This is a genomic window from Sporosarcina koreensis, from assembly GCF_000826145.2.
Classification (GTDB): Bacteria; Bacillota; Bacilli; order Bacillales_A; family Planococcaceae; genus Sporosarcina; species Sporosarcina trichiuri.
Genome location: NZ_LN651337.1, coordinates 94,619 through 109,255, shown reverse-complemented (window position 1 = coordinate 109,255; position 14,637 = coordinate 94,619). Strand labels below are relative to the sequence as shown.

Sequence of the window (14,637 nt, the reverse complement as noted above, 5' to 3'; positions counted from 1 at the left end):
TCATTTATTCAGTTCAGTACCTTCACCCGTACATTCTTGCGTCCCCACTGGATCGCCTGGCTGTGTGTCGGTACAAAGACATCGATACGGTTGCCTTTGATAGCGCCGCCGATGTCGCCGGCGACTGCATATCCATAGCCTTCCACATATACTTTCGAACCGAGCGGGATGACGTTCGGATCGACTGCAATCACTTTAAGTGAAGGATTTTTCTTAAGATTCAAGCCTGTTTTCGTGATGCCAGAGCATCCGCGGCAAGAAGCCGTATAGGCTGATGCATTGGCGATGAATTCTTTTGTCACTGTATCATCATTTGAACGTGACGGTGTTTTCGCAGGTTTCTTAGCAGGTGCTTTCGCTGCTGACGCAGTACCGCCGCTTACGACCCGTAAATTCTGATTCGGATAGATAACAGTCGATTTGAGACCGTTCCATTTCATGATATTGCCTACTGAAACGTTATACGTCCGTGAAATTTTGTATAGGGTATCTCCCTTTTTTACCTTGTAGGACGACGCTGCCGCCGAACTTTCATGTGATCCGCTGACTAATAGTGCCGTAGCTAAGATGAATGTGAAAATAAGTTTCTTCAAAAGCTCCGCTCCCTTTTTTAAGTCTGGGTATAGATTAACAGCCCAATATTACAGCGATGTTACAGGTAACCTCCATTCCGGTTACAAAAACAAACCGAATGTTACAAGCGTCAGAAACATTTGCCGATGACTGTTCAAACCGGTGTCAAAATACGGTATACTGTAGAATGAATGTCAGATCAGGATGGTGAATTCAATGCCAATACCACAAGACCATAAAAAGCCTGCAAGACAGACGGCAAAAGAAAGCGCCTTCAATCAGCTGCAGCAATGGATCATCGACGGCACGCTGAAATCTGGGGAAAAGCTCGTCGATAGTGAACTCGCCCAAGCACTCGGCGTCAGCCGCACGCCGATCCGTGAATCGCTGCAGCTGCTGGAAGTGCAGGGATTCGTCAAAATGTATCCGGGAAAGGCGACCCAAGTAACGGACGTCGAAAAGGACTCCATCACCGAGCTGCTGCCGCCGCTGGCCGCCCTTCAGGCACTTGCCGCGGAGCTCGCAGCCCCGGTCATATCGGATCAAATGATCCAAGACCTCAAACGTCTGAACAGCGAATTCGCTGAATCCGTCCGCAACGAGGATTATTTCAACGCACTGAAAATCGATGAATCATTCCACCAGCTTATCGTCGATGCAGCAGCGAATTCGTATATCTCATCGATCACAGAATCGCTGCAGGCCCATGTCCGCAGACTGTTTTTCCATAATTCGATCATCCTTACGGAAAAGTCGATCGAAGAGCATGAGACAATCATCTCCATGCTGGAGAATAAACAAGCCGAGCAGGCTTCCGCCTATATGCGCGGAAACTGGCTGCGGGCGATCAACGAATTCAAATCTTTGAAAGTCTAGTTTCCGAAGACATCAATAAACCGCATGGTCCCGATATTTATCGGGTCCATGCGGTTTGTTTGCTGTTGAATTCTTTGCCGATCAGCTTGCGGTATTCGTCTTCTCATTATTTGTATGACCGGATGTCCAGCCTGCCGCTTTGGCGATGACACCAAAAATGACGATGGCTGCGATGGAAGGGACGAGCCAGCCGAGACCGTCATTGTAAAACGGCAGGACATCGCTGTAGAAGCGGACAACGGGGGCAGTGATGGACTCGAGACGGCCACCCGGCAAAGTGTCCGCGAGTGCTGCCAGACCGTCCACGATACTGACCAGCATGGCAACAGCCGTTACTGCCACGTATACGATCCTTGCATGCCCGAACAGCGGGGATACAAACGTCAGCAGCATCAGTGTTATCGCGAGCGGATACAAGAACATCAGCACCGGTACGGAGTAGGTGATGATATTGGCCAGCCCGATATTCGAGATCACAAAGCAGAACGTTGTGAACACTGTAACGATCGTTTTGTAGGACATCCGCGGAATAAGCGTATGGAAATACTCGCCGCAAGCCGTCATAAGACCGATACTTGTCGTCAGGCACGCGAGCAGGATGACAACAGCCAGGAGTACGAGGCCGGCCTGTCCGAAATAGTGAACAGCCACTTCGGTGAGCACAGCCCCTCCTGTCTCAAGTACGCCGAGTGATGAGACACTGCTGGCTCCGAGGAATGCGATGCCCAAATAGAGGACTCCGAGACATGAAGCTGCCACGAATCCGGTTTTCATAGTGGCACCCATGATCCCCTTTTTCGACTTAACACCCATGGAACGGACAACTGTGATGACAATGATCCCGAACACGAGTGAAGCGAGCGCGTCCATCGTATTATACCCTTCCGTGAATCCGGTGCCGAACGCACCGGAAGCATACGCTTCACCCGGCTGCTGGAACGAGCCCATCGGCTTCCACAAGGCAGCCGCCAGCAGGAAGAGCAGCAGGACGATGATCGCCGGTGAGAGGAACTTGCCGACTCGATCGGCGATCTTCTGCGGATTCAGAGACAGCCAGATTGTCAGACCGAAGAAAACGGCGGTGAACAGCAGTCTTGGGACGAACGGATCCGACCCGCCTAAAAATGGCACAACCCCTATATCGAAAGCTACTGCGCCCGTCCGGGGGGCCGCAAAGAACGGACCGATCGTCAGGTACAGCGCTGAAGTGAAGATGACCGCATAGACAGGATGGATGCGGCTTGCCAGCTCCTGCAGATTGGCGCTTCCTGAAAATCCGATCGCCAGGATCCCGAGCAGCGGAAGTCCTACACCGGTGATCAGAAAGCCGATGACTGCGAGCCAGAAGCTGGTGCCCGCCTCCTGGCCAAGCTGAGCAGGGAAAATCAGGTTCCCTGCTCCGAAAAATAATGCGAACAGCATGGTTCCAATGACAATAAGCGATGACAGCGGTAATTTACGATCCATATGGAACTCCTTCCAACGATGACTGATAGTTGTATGCGATATATTGCAGGTCTACATCATAAACCGCGGCCTGCTAAAAAGCAAGCCGCGGTTTAAATTTACAATGCTCATTGGATAATAATTTCAGTATGACTGTGCCCTTCGACACTCTTCTGCACGCGGAGCACTGCCGGAAATGCCTCTTTCAGTTCTGCGACATGCGAAATGACGCCGATCATCCTGCCGTCTTTCTGGAGATTGACAAGTGTGTCGATCGCTTTCTGCAATGATTCCTCATCCAGCGAACCGAATCCTTCGTCAATGAACATTGTTTCCACGGAAATGGACCCTTGGAAACTTTGAATGACATCCGCCATGCCGAGTGCAAGACTGAGTGATGCATTGAATTTTTCCCCGCCGGACAGCGTCTTGACATCACGATGCTGGCCTGTGTATCCGTCATAGACATCGATTCCGAGTCCGCTCTGCCTGCCTCTGCTTTCCTGCCGGTCGCTGTGCATGAGCTGGAACTGGCCGTTCGACAAACTATCCAGCCTGCCGTTTGCTGCACTCAGGATACGCTCCAAGTATTCCGTCTGCAAATAGCGTTCGAACGACAGCTTGCGGTCATTCTGCCCTCTTACCAAATCGTGCAGTTCCGCTGTGCGGCCATGCCGTTGCTCGAGGCTGCCCTGTTCCTCGAGGAGAGCTGCCAGTTTCGTCCTGGCCTCCTCTGCTGATTTTGCAAGATGGCTGTCGGAAAGGGACTGCGCATAGGCTTGCTCGTACAACAGCTTGTGCTGCTTGATCCGCTCTTCCATCTGCTCCGTATCCGCCCGCTGCTTTCCGTCCAATCTCTGTTCCAATTCGGTGACTGCACCGTTTACGGTCCGCCATGCCACTTCAAAGTCCTGGATTGCTGAAGCGAGCTTATCACGCTGCGCAGCGGTGCGCTTGCTGTTCCGATAATCCGTTTCACTCTCAAAAATCGATGTGCTGAGCGACTCTGCGAACCGGCCGGCCGCTTGCTGCTGCTTAAGTATCGACTCCTCAGACGCCTGCTCGGTGTATTGGAATGCCGACCGGGCGGAGGACAGCGCCTCAGCCGCCGACTGCCGCTCGGCTTGAGCTTTTTCCCATGCTTGCTCCAGCCGCTTCTTCAGCTCCTGCTGAGCAGTGATTTCCTGTTCAAGAGTTTCAACGCTGCGGAAGTCTTGGGGGACATTGTGGATGGTCGCCTCTAATACCGATCTTGCTTTCTCCAGATCAGCGGCGACTGCCGCAGCCTGCTTCTCCTTATCAGCGGCAGCGGTTTGGAGGGCAGCGAGCGAGCTGCTTTCGTTTTCGTATTTAATTCGTACGGCTTGCAAACTCCCTCTCGCCTGCTTTTTCTTTTCGAGGCGGGCTTCCGTTTTCTGTACAGTTTCCAAAGCTCCCTGCGCCCAGCCGTCATCCGGCTTTGCACCTAACTGCACTTCTGCTTCAGCCAACTCAGCCCGCCCGTTCTCAAGCCGTACTTTCACAGTCTGGAACTGTTCATATGCAGCAGCTGTCTGCTGTTTCGTCTGTTTGAGCACTTCCCGTGTCACTTCATGAGTCGCTCCGCTTTCCTGCACTGCAGGATGATGGGCGCTGCCGCACACAGGGCACGGCTGTCCGTCTTCGAGAGAAGCAGCGAGCAGTGCCGCCTGATCGGACAGCCATTCCGACTCCAAAGTGTCCTGTTTCAGCTTCAGCTCCCTGTAGGTCTTTTCAAAGTCTGCTGCCTGCTGTGAAACTTTGCTGACCGTGTGTTGGAGAGCCATATAATCGCTGATTTGTTTGTGGCTCTCCCTGGCATGATTCAGCTGCTCAAGCAGAATTTCATATCCTTCTGCGGACTGTTCCAATTGCTGCATGCTATTCTTCAGCTCTGCGGTTCCAGCAGCTGCACGCTGCAGATCGGCGGCCATCTTCATCACGCGCTGCTGTTCTTCAGCAGCCTGCTTCTCAAGACGGATGATCTCCGACTTCCGCTGTTCCAGCTCCCGGACCGCCGGCATGTATGACTGCAGTGTGAGGAGCTGTTTCCCTGCTTCGTCGCGCTGGGGAGTTTTCAGCTGTTCTCTTTTCCAGCGATCCTCCGCTTCAGATGCAGCAAGCTGTGCAATCGTAAGCTTTTCTTCGGCCAGTCTGAGCTCTTCTTTCCGCTTTTTCATCTCGGCAGCGGTTTCGGCTGCCCGCTGTTCTGCCGTTTCGAGGATGGCGGCATGTTCCGCCTTTTTCAACTGCAGCCGTGCTGCCTGCACTGCTTCCTCCTGCCCCTGCAGCCGAAGCCGCTCCGCTCTGTTCTTTTCCAGATTGTCGAATTGGCTGTTCAGCGAAGCGGCTGAAGAGAATTCCTGCTGGGCTTTCCCGTGGGCTTCATACTCACGCTTATAGCGATCACTGTTCTGTTTCGACTGCTCCCTGTAATGATCCGCCTCCTCCTGCAGTGCATCGAGCAGACGGTGATAATGGATGGATGCCGACTTCAGTTCGGTGTGCAGCCGCGATTCCCGTTCCGGAAAGGCACCCGGCAGATGTGCCGCCAGCTGTTCCATCGTGAGACGTGACGAACGTAATTCATTGTCCAGGGCGTCTTTCCTCACCTTCAGTTTATCTGCAAGGTTCCGGTACCGTTCCGTCTTGAAGATCTTCCGCAAAATCATCTCTTTGTTTTCCGTATCCGATGTCAGGAACTTTCGGAACTCCCCTTGCGGCAGCATGACGATCTGGCTGAACTGGGCTAAGGTGAAGCCGATCAGCTCCTCGACCTTCCTGTTCACTTCTGAGACGATCTGACGGTCGACAGCCGGCAGTTCCCCCTGGTCGGTCAGTTCGTAAAACTCGACCTTACCGCCCGTTTCGCTCTTGTTGCCTTCCTTCGTATAGGGAACTTGCCGGAATACACGGAACCGGCGGGATTGCAGTGAAAATACCAATTCCACTGTTGTCTGCACATCGTTTCTTGCAAAATCGCTGCGAAGTGCGCGGATATCGGTCCGATCCTCTCCGCTTGCCTGTCCGTACAATGCAAAACAGATCGCATCGAAGATTGTCGTCTTGCCTGCGCCTGTGGCACCCGAAACGGCGAACAGCCCATATTCCTTAAGCTTGGTGAAATCCACTGTCTCCGTATCACGGTACGGTCCGAATGCTGTCATCGTCAACTGGTCGGGTCTCATCCGTTCCGCTCCTCTCCATCCAGCAGTTCCTGGAATACTTCATCAAGTATTTTTTCTGTTTCTTCATCTGGCTGCCTGCCGGTCATTTCTCCATAGAACGACCGGAACAGCGATCGGTCATCGAGGCGTTCGATATCGGAAACACGCGAGACTCCCCCATCAGGGAGCGGCCGGTTCACAACCCGTTCCACATGCATGGCATTCGCAAAGACCGACCGCACTTTTTCCATTGGGGAGAGCACCGGCGCCGTGTCGAGAAGTTTGACGAAAACATAATCATCACTCCGTTCAAATTTCAGCAGGTCTTCCATCAGCGCCTTCACCGTACGGATATCCCGATTCTGATACAGCTCTCGTTTCTCCACTTCCGTGTTGCCATCCCCGTCAATCGTCACAACTAAAAACCCTTTTCTATGATGTTCTTCCGAGATGGAATATTTCATCGGCGATCCTGCGTACCGGACCGTTTCGTCTCCCGCAAAATGGGCCTGATGCAGATGACCGAGCGCTGTGTAATGGAATCTCCTGAACAGATCGGCTGCGACATACTCTGCCCCCCCGATTGCGAGCGGCCGTTCCGAATCACTCGTATTCTCCTCCGCCTTCCCGCCGGGTGTCACGAAAGCATGGGCGACAGCTACGTGGCGCGCATTGCCATCCAGCTCACCGATTTTCTGTATAACTTTCTCCATCGCGCTGTGATGGCTGTCCACTGTGCCGTCCCCCGTCAAATTGCGGATGACCGATGGATCGGCGAATGGGATCAAATGGAAGACGACGGGGCCGCTTTCATCCGCCATCTCAACCGTCATGCAGCCGCCATCGCTTTCGGGTTTCCCTGCTATGTAAAGGCCTGTCCGCTTCATCAGCCGGCTGCCGAACTGGAGCCGCGCCGGACTGTCGTGGTTGCCTGCTACCGCAAGAACCGGTGTTTCAAGGTCGACAGTCAGTGTCCAAAGCACTTCATCAAGTAGGTTGACAGCATCTGCAGGGGGGACGGACCGGTCGTACAGATCTCCGGCGATAATGACAGCGTCCGGTTTTTCCTGTCGTACCGCTTCGATGAACTGCTCCAGGACGAAGCGCTGTTCTGCGAGCAGTGAGACCCCCTGCAGCACTTTGCCGAGATGCCAGTCCGCTGTATGGAAGATTTTCATGTGGATGCCTCTTTTCCTATAAGTCTCCTTCCAGTTTATCCGATTTCCGGTGTTTCGCAAACAGGTACAGCCACTCCTCCCCTACGCTGCAGGACGTTACACAGAAAAGCAACCATTCTAAAAATTTTTACTTTCCGCTTTACATGTGAAATCCGATGTTTTATACTGTTGAAAGTTGCACAGAGGAAACTTAAAGTTGCGCAAAGGAAACTGTTTGCAGTATGCTGGATGATGAACAATTCGGCACAATCGTGCATACGATGAAAAACTACGTGCTGCCCTTCACATTCCAACAAAGGGCGAACATTTGCTAAAAAGTTGCACGAAGGAAAAATATATTGATCAACAGGAGGAACAAAGATGACTGAACCCATAACGGCAAATCATATTTCCGTCTCTTATTCAGGCAAACAAGTCGTGCAGGATGTGTCCTTCACTTTCGCGCCCGGCAGCCTGATCGGCGTTCTCGGTCCGAATGGCGCCGGAAAGTCGACGTTAATGAAAGCGATGCTCGGCCTCATCAAAAAAGACAATGGAACTGTCCAGATCGGCAGTGAACCGATCGAACGGAAACGGAAAATTATCGCATATGTACCGCAGCGGTCCAACATCGACTGGAACTTCCCGATCGTCGTGAAGGATACCGTGTTGCTTGGCACCTATCCGAAACTCGGATTGTTCCGCAGACCCAGCAAGCAAGACAAAGCATGGGCAATGGATTGCCTGAAGCAGGTCGGCATGCAGGACTTCGCGGACCGGCAGATCGGGGAACTGTCAGGCGGTCAGCAGCAGCGGGTCTTTCTCGCTCGGGCACTTGCACAGAAAGCCGACTACTTTTTCCTGGATGAACCGTTCGTCGGTATCGACGTATCCAGTGAGGAAGTGATCATCAATATCCTCAGGAAACTGAAGGAGCAGGGCAAGACCGTCTTCGTCGTCCACCATGACCTATCCAAAGTGAAAAGTTACTTCGATGAACTGATCCTCATGAATCGGGAACTGATCGGCGCTGGTCCTGTCGACCAGGTGTTCCAGGAGAGAAATATGACACGGGCATATAACCGCCCGATGACAATGTTCGACGATGTGGAGGTTCAGGTGTAATGGAGTTCATACATGATCTGTTCAATTATGCATTTCTGCAAAAGGCGTTCATCACATCCGTCATGGTCGGGATCATCTGCGGAGTGATCGGCAGTTTCATCGTCCTGCGGGGCATGGCGCTGATGGGGGATGCCATTTCACACGCCGTCCTGCCGGGTGTGGCCATCTCTTACATGCTGAGCATCAACTACTTCTATGGTGCAGTCCTGACCGGCGTGCTGACCGCATTCGGAATCGGCGCAATCAGCCAGAACAGCCGCATCAAAAGCGACTCTGCGATCGGTATCGTGTTTTCCGCCTTCTTCGCGCTCGGTATCATTTTGATTACGAAGGCGAAAAGTGCGACAGACTTGACGCAGATCCTGTTCGGAAACGTTCTGTCCGTCCGTGATTCGGATATGTGGATCACCCTCGTGATCGGCGTCATCATCATCGTCACCGTATTCCTGTTCTTCAAAGAATTGAAAGTGTCGAGCTTCGACGAAACAATGGCGGCAGCCTACGGGCTGAACGTACGATTCATCCACTATGCGATCATGTTCATGCTGACATTGGTGACAGTCGCTTCACTCCAGACGGTAGGTGTCATTCTCGTCGTTTCCATGCTGATCACGCCGGCATCCGCTGCGTATCTGCTGACGAACCGCCTGTCCGCCATGGTTGTGCTGGCGTCATTCTTCGGTGCATTGTCAGCGGTGATCGGCCTGTACTTCAGTTTCTTGTACAACATGCCCTCAGGTCCTGTCATTGCACTGGCAACGACGTCGATCTTCATCCTGGCATTCCTGTTCTCCCCGCAGCAGGGACTCATCACTCAGTATTTCCGTTCGAAGAACCCCCGCAAATCTGCGGCGTAAGATAAGGAAGTATGGGCTGTCTGCTTCGGCACACAGCACTTCACTATAATTTCAGACAGAGAAGGGAAAGAAGTATCTATGAAGAAGTTAGCAACATGGCTGGGCCTTTCGCTCATGGCAGTATTCCTGCTTGCCGCTTGCGGAAGCGGTAAAGATGTGTCATCCGCGTCGGGTGACAACAAGGACAGCGGCGGCAAACTGAAAGTCGTCACCTCTTTCACGATCATCGCGGATATGGTCCGCCAGATCGGCGGCGATTATGTGGAAGTGCATAACCTGGTGCCATCCGGAACGGATCCGCACGAATACGAACCGCTTCCGAACGATATCAAAGCAGCTACTGACGCGGACGTCCTCCTCTATAACGGACTGAACCTGGAAGGCGGCGAACACGGCTGGTTCAAAAAATTGACGGACTCCGTCCATCAGAAAGATGAAAACATCTTCAACCTGACAGAGCATGTGGAACCGATGTACTTATCAGGAGCGGACGGACGTGATGAAGAGATGAACCCGCATGCGTTCATCGATCCCGGTGTCGGAGTCAAGATGGCGGAGGATATTACACGCATCCTGAAAGAGAAACATCCGACAGACAGCGACAAAATCGAAAAGACGGGTGAGGAGTATATCGCCCGCCTGAAAGAGATTGATAAGGAATACGAAGACCGCATCAATGACATCCCAGAGGAGAACCGTACACTTGTGACGAGTGAACGGGCATTCCAGTACATGGCGGCCCACTATGGCTTGAAAGAAGCATTCATCTGGGAAATCGACACAGAGGAGAACGGCTCCCCGAAACAGATCAAGGACCTCGTACACTTCATCAAAGAGCATAAGGTTCCTGTCCTCTTCGTCGAGTCGAACGTCGACACTCGTCCGATGGAAACAGTATCGAAAGAGACCGGTGTACCAATTGCAGACAAACCGATCTATTCGGATGAGATCGGAGATCCCGGCGAGGAAATCGATACGTATGTGAAATACTTGAACTACAACATCGATCTCATGCACGACGAGATGAGCAAAAAACGCTGACACCTGACGAACAGCCGTCCCGACCCCGGGGCGGCTGTTTTTCTGCGGTGGCATGCTGCAAGACCCATCTACATACAATGGAGAATAGAGAAAGGATGATGTCTTGAGGAACAATCCTGTACTGGTCACATCCCGGCCGCTGCCGAATCCGTCCCCTTCCGTTTCAATCGTCTATCCAGAAGTCCTATTGCCCCATCTCCCTGCTGTCCAGCATAGCCTGAACACCCAAATCCGGGATGCGCTGAACCAGCTGCTCATCGACCAGAATTATTATGATCCGAATCTTGTGGAACTGATCGTTTACTATGAAGTGAAGACTAATGAACGCGATATTCTGAGCCTGACGCTGATCGCCTACTCATTTACAGGGGGGGCGCACGGGATGACTGTCGTCAAACCGCTGACATTTGATACAACAACCGGTAATAAATATTCACTGCATGACCTGTTCGGTTCCCAGGAGTTCGAGAAACCGATCTCGGAGATCGTCCGTAAAAAGATCGACCAATGGGATGTGGACCTGCTCGATCCCCCATTCACCGGTATCCGGCGCGACCAGGATTTCTATTTGGCGGACACCTCACTCGTCGTCTTCTTCCAGCTGTATGAAATCACCCCGTACGTGTGGGGCTTCCCCTACTTCCCAATTGCGCTGAAAGACTTGGAACGTATCATTCCCGAGAACAGTCCGCTGCAGCGGTTCATCCCGTTCCTTTAACGGCCGGACCGTCTGGCATCGTTTGCCACATTCCACACTCTCCTGCTATGCTGATTATATAGAAGGAGAGGTGGAAATCCATGCAGCGGACCTTAGTGATCAGTGATATCCACGGGGAAGCCGGGATGCTGGATGCTCTGCTTGAGAAAGCGGAGTACATCGCGGGGAAGGACCGTCTGATCCTGCTCGGCGATTATATAGACCGCGGGCCGGATTCCAAAGGTGTAGTGGACCGTGTCATCCAGCTCGTCAAAAACGGGGCTGTCGCACTGCAGGGCAATCATGAACACATGATGATCCGGTCATTGACCGAAGGACACGAACGGACTTGGCGCAACTGGACCGGCCGGAACGGCGGCGATGCCACACTGAAAAGCTACGGGTTCGAACCGGAATCCTTTCTGTTCAGAGATGAAGAGGAATTCATCCAGCCTGTCCTGTCGGATGCCGTTCTGGCCAGGCATCTGGCTTTCCTGCAAAGGCTTCCCGTTTACATGGAGGAAGAGGATACGGTCTTTGTCCATGCCGGTGTGAAACCGGACGTGCCGCTGGCGGAAACGGATCCCTATGACCTTGTCTGGATACGCGACGAGTTCCACAGCAAATATGCAGGGCCGAAAACAATCGTCTTCGGCCATACCCCGGTGTCCGGATTGCATGGCGACCCGGATTCCCATCACATTTTTTTCGGTGCCAATTCGATTATCGGCATAGATGGCGGCGCTGTATTCGGCGGCCAGCTGAACTGCCTCGTCCTGCCGGAAAAGAAGGAGATCTCAGTACCTGCAGATCATACACACAAAAAGGGTCCCGCTTCCTGAACAGGAACGGGACCTTTTTTTGCATGAGCCGGTTACTTCTTCTTGCCCTTCTCTTTCCTCTTCCTGTATTCCGCTTCGATGCGCTCGAACCGGCGAACGTCTCTCGGCCTCACCGTGATCGGTTCCTTTTTCAGCATCTTCACCAGCGCGAACAGCATGATGATCAGGAACAGACAGAAGGGCAGCGCCGATACGAGCGAAGCGGACTGCAGGGCCTCGAGACCCCCCGCTTTGAGAAGCACACCTGCGATTGCCGCCATAAGAACGCCCCATGTCAGCTTTACAGCCATCGGCGGCATCAGACTGCCGCGTGTTGTCATACTCCCCAATATATACGTCGCTGAATCCGCAGATGTAATAAGGAAAGTGAAAATAAGAACGAGCGCCAAAATCGTCAGCAATCCGGTGAATGGCATGTGCTGGAATGTCTCGAACAATGCGGACGTTACATCCTGTCCGACCGCCTCCCCGATCTTCGTACCATTCTTCAAGTCACTGTACAGCGCTGTACCGCCCAGCGTCGCAACCCACATGCAGGCGAAGACCGGCGGGATCACCATGACCCCGACGATGAATTCACGGATCGTGCGCCCCTTCGAAACACGGGCGACAAATGCGCCGACGAATGGCGACCAGGCGATCGTCCAGGCCCAATAGAAGATCGTCCACTTCTGGACCCAGGTCCCTTCGCCGTATGGCTGCAGACGCAGGCTGTACTGGATGAAATTCGTAATATAGTCACCGATCGCAAGCGTGAAACTATCGAGAATGAAAACCTTCGGGCCGACAATGAAGAAAAAGGCCAGCAGGGCGATTGCGAGTCCCAAGTTGAAATTCCCCAAGTATCGGATCCCTTTGTTCAGCCCGCTGGAGGCAGACAGCATGTACGCAGCGAATACGACTGCAATGATGATGAACTGGACGAAGAACGTATTCTTGATGTCGAATGCATACTCCAGCCCGCCGCTCATCTGCAGGACGCCGAGTCCGAGTGATGTGGCAATCCCCATCACTGTCGCAATGACAGCCAGGGAATCGATGCCGCCTTTCAAATATTTGTTGGAACCGACAATCGGTTCAAGGGCTGTGGAAACCAGCCCGTCCCTTTTTTTCCGGAACTGCAGGAACGCGATGACCAGGCCGACCAGGCCGAAAATCGCCCATTGGGAAACACCCCAATGGAAGAACGAATAGCCCATCGCCAGTCTCGCAGCCTCCTCACTGTTCGGCTGCACACCTGACACGGGTGCGCTTATGTAATGGCTCATCGGTTCGGCGACGCCATAGAAGACGAGCCCGACACCGAAACCTGCTGAAAACAGCATCCCGATCCACGTAAAGAACGGATAATCGGGCCGTTCCTCATCACCGCCGAGACGGATCGCTCCGTATTTGCTGATAGCAAGTCCTACTAGGAAGACAATCAGACCGAATACGACGAGCAGATAAAACCAGCCAAAACTCCTTGTCGTGAAATTATAAAGCTTATCGGCGATGACACCGAACTCCTCGGCCCAGATTGCACCTAGCAGGACCAGGATGAAGATGACGGCTGCCGAGATGCCGAATACAGGGTTTTTCCAAAACTTCTTTTCCATTGGCAACGACTCCTAAATAATCAGATACTCATCAGTTACCCTACTTTCGGGGTCTGTAACATCAAAGCGGACTGTCTTGTATTTTTAATCACCCGTATGGTTAACCACCCGTTCTTTTGTCAACAATTTTCTTGAAGGATGTGATTGTATGAGCGAAGCGGATGAACTCGCCCTCTCTTTCTACCTGCCGCTTGTGCTGATTTTGGCAGTGATCGATATTACAGTAGGGGCTTATTGGTCGCTTGAGGGAAAACACTCCAAGAAACTGGCAGCTGTGAACCTCCTCGTGAATATGAGCTGGACATGCACGTTGTTCCCCCTGTTGCTCGACAAGGACCTCTTTTCACGCAGTCTGGAAGCCCTTTACGAAGGGACACGGCGTGAAGTCCATCCATTCAGTGAGCCGGGACTGTTCTGGTGTTCCCTTCTGCTTGTCACCTTGCTGCTAATCGTCAATACGGTGGACGTCCACCAGTGTTTCAAGTCGGCAGATCAGCCGGCATCCGACGACTGAAGGATCCGCCGTACTGCTGCCGGCCTGTTCTCCGGGAACCCCCAGACGATCAGGCTGATCATTCCCCCGACAGAGAGGACGGTGGCTGTCGACAGCAGTATGGAAATACCCGGAATGAGCAGACTGCCTGCTGTGACGATACAAAGATCGAACAGCAGGATCACGAAACCCGTATTCAGTCTCATCCAGTTCGCCAGCAGCTGTGCAAGCAGATCCGTCCCGCCGATACTGATTCCTGAACGCAGTAAGATACCGGTGCCCAGGCCGATCAGCAGACCTCCGCAGACTGCACTCGCAGCCGGTCCGATACTGACTGCATCGGAAATAGAGCGTACCGGAGCCAGCAGGTCGATAATCAGCGAGGAGGCGAGCATACCGTGGATTCCGTTATAGAAGAATGGGCGATGCCAAATCCAAGCCATCAGGAAGATAGGAAGACTGATAACCAGAAACATCAAACCGACTTTCATGCCGGATAGGTAATGGATGATAAGACTGATGCCGAGCGCTCCGCCTTCCATCAGGCCGAATGGCACGAGGAACCCGTTGAGTCCCAGCGCGATCAGCATACAGCTGCCGATCTGGATCAGAATACGATATGCCAATTGGATGATCGCACCTCCTGCAAATGTGATACTGCAAGTATATGTCCGAGCACTGCAATACTTTACAGACAGAGCTGAAAAAAGACGCCCCCTCCCCAGATGGGAGAAGAAGCGTCTTCCT

Annotated in this window: 13 protein-coding genes; 7 read left to right on the top strand and 6 right to left on the bottom strand. The window is 52.8% G+C overall.

Annotated features, from left to right (window positions below; all coding sequences use genetic code 11):
• Positions 1 to 8 precede the first annotated feature (8 nt).
• On the bottom strand, positions 9 to 593 hold the full coding sequence (locus tag BN1190_RS06290) for a 3D domain-containing protein (protein WP_040286143.1): 585 nt from the start codon (positions 591 to 593) through the stop codon (positions 9 to 11).
• Positions 594 to 789: 196 nt separating this feature from the next.
• Here BN1190_RS06290 and BN1190_RS06285 point away from each other — a divergent pair, with 196 nt between their 5' ends.
• A complete protein-coding gene (locus tag BN1190_RS06285) occupies positions 790 to 1,449 on the top strand; it encodes a GntR family transcriptional regulator (protein WP_040286142.1) in 660 nt (219 codons plus the stop codon).
• A gap of 81 nt (positions 1,450 to 1,530) precedes the next feature.
• Here the strand turns inward: BN1190_RS06285 and brnQ are convergent, their stop codons facing one another.
• From brnQ to BN1190_RS06270, 3 genes are all read right to left on the bottom strand, one after another.
• Complete coding sequence (gene brnQ / locus BN1190_RS06280) at positions 1,531 to 2,916, bottom strand: branched-chain amino acid transport system II carrier protein (RefSeq protein ID WP_040286141.1); 1,386 nt, start codon at positions 2,914 to 2,916, stop codon at positions 1,531 to 1,533.
• A 107-nt stretch (positions 2,917 to 3,023) separates the two neighbouring features.
• Positions 3,024 to 6,101 (bottom strand): AAA family ATPase, encoded by a 3,078-nt coding sequence (locus tag BN1190_RS06275; protein ID WP_040286140.1) that lies wholly within the window; start codon positions 6,099 to 6,101, stop codon positions 3,024 to 3,026.
• On the bottom strand, positions 6,098 to 7,258 hold the full coding sequence (locus BN1190_RS06270) for an exonuclease SbcCD subunit D (protein ID WP_040286139.1): 1,161 nt from the start codon (positions 7,256 to 7,258) through the stop codon (positions 6,098 to 6,100). The genes BN1190_RS06275 and BN1190_RS06270 overlap by 4 nt, the downstream gene beginning before the upstream one ends.
• Positions 7,259 to 7,618: 360 nt before the next feature.
• Here BN1190_RS06270 and BN1190_RS06265 point away from each other — a divergent pair, with 360 nt between their 5' ends.
• From BN1190_RS06265 to BN1190_RS06245, 5 genes are all read left to right on the top strand, one after another.
• Positions 7,619 to 8,362 carry a metal ABC transporter ATP-binding protein gene (locus BN1190_RS06265; protein WP_040286138.1) on the top strand — a complete coding sequence of 248 codons (744 nt, stop codon included), beginning with the start codon at positions 7,619 to 7,621 and terminating at the stop codon, positions 8,360 to 8,362.
• Positions 8,362 to 9,219, top strand: a complete 858-nt coding sequence (locus BN1190_RS06260) for a metal ABC transporter permease (protein WP_040286137.1) — start codon at positions 8,362 to 8,364, stop codon at positions 9,217 to 9,219. Before BN1190_RS06265 ends, BN1190_RS06260 begins: the two co-directional genes overlap by 1 nt.
• Before the next feature lie 78 nt (positions 9,220 to 9,297).
• Complete coding sequence (locus BN1190_RS06255) at positions 9,298 to 10,260, top strand: metal ABC transporter solute-binding protein, Zn/Mn family (RefSeq protein ID WP_040286136.1); 963 nt, start codon at positions 9,298 to 9,300, stop codon at positions 10,258 to 10,260.
• A 103-nt stretch (positions 10,261 to 10,363) separates the two neighbouring features.
• Positions 10,364 to 10,978 (top strand): DUF3298 and DUF4163 domain-containing protein, encoded by a 615-nt coding sequence (locus BN1190_RS06250; RefSeq protein WP_052461728.1) that lies wholly within the window; start codon positions 10,364 to 10,366, stop codon positions 10,976 to 10,978.
• An 80-nt stretch (positions 10,979 to 11,058) separates the two neighbouring features.
• Entirely contained in the window at positions 11,059 to 11,799 is a 741-nt protein-coding gene (locus BN1190_RS06245) for a metallophosphoesterase family protein (RefSeq protein ID WP_052461727.1), read from the top strand.
• Positions 11,800 to 11,831: 32 nt separating this feature from the next.
• On the opposite strand, the gene BN1190_RS06240 is transcribed toward BN1190_RS06245, so the two are convergent.
• Complete coding sequence (locus BN1190_RS06240; protein ID WP_040286135.1) at positions 11,832 to 13,397, bottom strand: BCCT family transporter; 1,566 nt, start codon at positions 13,395 to 13,397, stop codon at positions 11,832 to 11,834.
• Positions 13,398 to 13,545: 148 nt separating this feature from the next.
• On the opposite strand from BN1190_RS06240, the gene BN1190_RS06235 reads away from it, so the two are divergent.
• Complete coding sequence (locus tag BN1190_RS06235) at positions 13,546 to 13,911, top strand: hypothetical protein (RefSeq protein ID WP_040286134.1); 366 nt, start codon at positions 13,546 to 13,548, stop codon at positions 13,909 to 13,911.
• Here BN1190_RS06235 and BN1190_RS06230 read toward each other — a convergent pair.
• A complete protein-coding gene (locus tag BN1190_RS06230) occupies positions 13,890 to 14,516 on the bottom strand; it encodes a YitT family protein (RefSeq protein WP_052461726.1) in 627 nt (208 codons plus the stop codon). The two genes, BN1190_RS06235 and BN1190_RS06230, sit on opposite strands and share 22 nt — an antisense overlap.
• Between the last annotated feature and the right edge of the window lie 121 nt (positions 14,517 to 14,637).

Bases quoted from the DNA above. Each gene is read 5' to 3' on its own strand.
- BN1190_RS06285 (WP_040286142.1), top strand. From the start codon at position 790: ATGCCAATACCACAAGACCATAAAAAGCCTGCAAGACAGACGGCAAAA.
- brnQ (WP_040286141.1), bottom strand. From the start codon at position 2,916: ATGGATCGTAAATTACCGCTGTCATCGCTTATTGTCATTGGAACCATG.
- BN1190_RS06275 (WP_040286140.1), bottom strand. From the start codon at position 6,101: ATGAGACCCGACCAGTTGACGATGACAGCATTCGGACCGTACCGTGAT.
- BN1190_RS06270 (WP_040286139.1), bottom strand. From the start codon at position 7,258: ATGAAAATCTTCCATACAGCGGACTGGCATCTCGGCAAAGTGCTGCAG.
- BN1190_RS06265 (WP_040286138.1), top strand. From the start codon at position 7,619: ATGACTGAACCCATAACGGCAAATCATATTTCCGTCTCTTATTCAGGC.
- BN1190_RS06260 (WP_040286137.1), top strand. From the start codon at position 8,362: ATGGAGTTCATACATGATCTGTTCAATTATGCATTTCTGCAAAAGGCG.
- BN1190_RS06255 (WP_040286136.1), top strand. From the start codon at position 9,298: ATGAAGAAGTTAGCAACATGGCTGGGCCTTTCGCTCATGGCAGTATTC.
- BN1190_RS06245 (WP_052461727.1), top strand. From the start codon at position 11,059: ATGCAGCGGACCTTAGTGATCAGTGATATCCACGGGGAAGCCGGGATG.
- BN1190_RS06240 (WP_040286135.1), bottom strand. From the start codon at position 13,397: ATGGAAAAGAAGTTTTGGAAAAACCCTGTATTCGGCATCTCGGCAGCC.
- BN1190_RS06235 (WP_040286134.1), top strand. From the start codon at position 13,546: ATGAGCGAAGCGGATGAACTCGCCCTCTCTTTCTACCTGCCGCTTGTG.